Below are 3,531 nucleotides of genomic sequence, written 5' to 3' on the forward strand. Positions count from 1 at the left end.
GTCGGGGCGTGGATTGTGTGGGGTTGTGTTTGGCGCACTGTTGGGTCCTGAGGCAACAGGACCTTTTTGCAGCAATGCATGAGGGCATCTTCTGGTGTTTCTTTTGTTCCTGCTTCCGGTACTTACCGTCGTGTCCCCGTTTGTGGGGTGGTGGTGGTCTGGTTGATGGGGTTGTTGTTTGAGAACTACATAGTGGACGCGAGCATCTAGAACACACACGTGCCTTCGTGTGGGTGTGTGTTCTTACAGCAATTTCTTATGAATGAACCTGGCCCTTGTGGTCATGGTTCTCTCGAGTAAGTTTATTGATCTTGTGTGGTCAAGTTTTTAAGGGCACACGGTGGATGCCTTGGCATTAGGAGCCGAAGAAGGACGTAGGAATCTGCGATAAGCCTGGGGGAGTTGATAACCGAGCGTTGATCCCAGGATGTCCGAATGGGGAAACCCCGCACAACGCTGCAAGGTGATTGTGTGACCCGCATCTGAACACATAGGGTGCGTGGGGGGAACGCGGGGAAGTGAAACATCTCAGTACCCGCAGGAAGAGAAAACAATAGTGATTCCGTTAGTAGTGGCGAGCGAACGCGGATCAGGCTAAACCGTTTCCATGTGTGATAGCCGGCGGGCGTTGCATGGGCGGGGTTGTGGGACTTTCCGTTCTGGTTCTGCCGGACCAGTGAGGTGAGGTGCAGGCATAGGTGAACGGTCTTGAAAGGCCGGCCAGAGAGGGTGTGAGCCCCGTAACCGTAATGTTGTGCACGGCCTGGGGAGTATCCCAAGTAGCACGGGGCCCGAGAAATCCCGTGCGAATCTGTCAGGACCACCTGATAAGCCTAAATACTTCCTAATGACCGATAGCGGACCAGTACCGTGAGGGAAAGGTGAAAAGTACCCCGGGAGGGGAGTGAAACAGTACCTGAAACCGTGTGCTTACAATCCGTCGGAGCAGCCTTAGTAGTTGTGACGGCGTGCCTTTTGAAGAATGAGCCTGCGAGTTAGTGTTACGTCGCGAGGTTAACCCGTGTGGGGTAGCCGTAGCGAAAGCGAGTCTGAATAGGGCGAGTGTAGTGGCGTGATCTAGACCCGAAGCGGAGTGATCTACCCATGGCCAGGTTGAAGCGACGGTAAGACGTCGTGGAGGACCGAACCCACTTCAGTTGAAAATGGAGGGGATGAGCTGTGGGTAGGGGTGAAAGGCCAATCAAACTCCGTGATAGCTGGTTCTCCCCGAAATGCATTTAGGTGCAGCGTTGCGTGTTTCTTGCCGGAGGTAGAGCTACTGGATGGCCGATGGGCCCTACAAGGTTACTGACGTCAGCCAAACTCCGAATGCCGGTAAGTCAGAGCGCAGCAGTGAGACTGTGGGGGATAAGCTTCATAGTCGAGAGGGAAACAGCCCAGACCACCAACTAAGGCCCCTAAGCGTGTGCTAAGTGGGAAAGGATGTGGAGTTGCGAAGACAACCAGGAGGTTGGCTTAGAAGCAGCCATCCTTGAAAGAGTGCGTAATAGCTCACTGGTCAAGTGATTCCGCGCCGACAATGTAGCGGGGCTCAAGTACACCGCCGAAGTTGTGGATTTCACATAATGCCCTAGCCTTCGTGGTTCAGGGGTGTGGAGTGGTAGGGGAGCGTCGTGTGGGCAGTGAAGTCGCGGTGGAAACCAGCGGTGGAGCCTACACGAGTGAGAATGCAGGCATGAGTAGCGAAAGACGGGTGAGAAACCCGTCCGCCGAATGATCAAGGGTTCCAGGGTCAAGCTAATCTGCCCTGGGTAAGTCGGGACCTAAGGCGAGGCCGACAGGCGTAGTCGATGGACAACGGGTTGATATTCCCGTACCGGCGAAAAACCGCCCATGCCAAGCGGGGGATACTAACCGCCCGGAGCCTGCCCGCTCACCCTTGTGGTGTTGTGGGTTTTGGCCGAGCGCGGGACCTGATCCCGGGAGGTAAGCGTATTAACAGGTGTGACGCAGGAAGGTAGCCGGGCCGGGCGATGGTTGCCCCGGTCTAAGGATGTAGGGTCAGGGATAGGCAAATCCGTTCCTGTGTGCTTCGAGCACGATCCTGAGATCTGATGGGACCCCCGTATGGGGGGATCCGGTGATCCTATGCTGCCAAGAAAAGCATCGACGCGAGGTTTTAGCCGCCCGTACCCCAAACCGACACAGGTGATCAGGTAGAGAATACCAAGGCGATCGAGAGAATTATGGTTAAGGAACTCGGCAAAATGCCCCCGTAACTTCGGGAGAAGGGGGGCCTGCCCCGTGATGGAGACTTGCTCTCCGTGAGCGGGTGTGGGCCGCAGAGACCAGGGGGAAGCGACTGTTTACTAAAAACACAGGTCCGTGCGAAGTCGCAAGACGATGTATACGGACTGACTCCTGCCCGGTGCTGGAAGGTTAAGAGGACCGGTTAGCCACTTGTGGCGAAGCTGAGAATTTAAGCCCCAGTAAACGGCGGTGGTAACTATAACCATCCTAAGGTAGCGAAATTCCTTGTCGGGTAAGTTCCGACCTGCACGAATGGAGTAACGACTTCCCCGCTGTCTCAACCATAAACTCGGCGAAATTGCAGTACGAGTAAAGATGCTCGTTACGCGCAGCAGGACGGAAAGACCCCGAGACCTTTACTATAGTTTGGTATTGGTGTTCGGAGTGGCTTGTGTAGGATAGGTGGGAGACGTTGAAACCCGGACGCCAGTTCGGGTGGAGTCATCGTTGAAATACCACTCTGGTCACTTTGGACATCTAACTTCGGCCCGTGATCCGGGTCAGGGACAGTGCCTGATGGGTAGTTTAACTGGGGCGGTTGCCTCCTAAAAAGTAACGGAGGCGCCCAAAGGTTCCCTCAGCCTGGTTGGCAATCAGGTGTCGAGTGTAAGTGCACAAGGGAGCTTGACTGTGAGAGAGACATCTCAAGCAGGGACGAAAGTCGGGACTAGTGATCCGGCGGTACATTGTGGAATGGCCGTCGCTCAACGGATAAAAGGTACCTCGGGGATAACAGGCTGATCTTGCCCAAGAGTCCATATCGACGGCATGGTTTGGCACCTCGATGTCGGCTCGTCGCATCCTGGGGCTGGAGTAGGTCCCAAGGGTTGGGCTGTTCGCCCATTAAAGCGGTACGCGAGCTGGGTTTAGAACGTCGTGAGACAGTTCGGTCCCTATCCGCTGCGCGCGCAGGAAATTTGAGAAGGGCTGTCCTTAGTACGAGAGGACCGGGACGGACGAACCTCTGGTGTGTCAGTTGTACTGCCAAGTGCATCGCTGATTAGCTACGTTCGGATGGGATAACCGCTGAAAGCATCTAAGCGGGAAGCTCGCTTCAAGATGAGATTTCCATACACATTATGTGTGAGAGGCCCCCAGCCAGACCACTGGGTTGATAGGCCGGATGTGGAAGCGAGGACTAAAGACTCGTGAAGCTGACCGGTACTAATAGGCCAACAACTTACACCACACACAACACACTGCACGCGTCCACTATGTGGTTCCCGAACAACAACCCGCTTGTTCCAGGAACCAACAACT

At 55.0% G+C, this 3,531-nt stretch carries 1 rRNA gene; it reads left to right on the forward strand.

Annotated elements, in window-relative coordinates:
• Positions 1-317: 317 nt before the first annotated feature.
• Positions 318-3,460 (forward strand): 23S ribosomal RNA (locus ACZ881_RS21815).
• Positions 3,461-3,531: the final 71 nt, after the last annotated feature.

The sequence above is a fragment of the Paenarthrobacter sp. TE3676 genome, assembly GCF_056279165.1.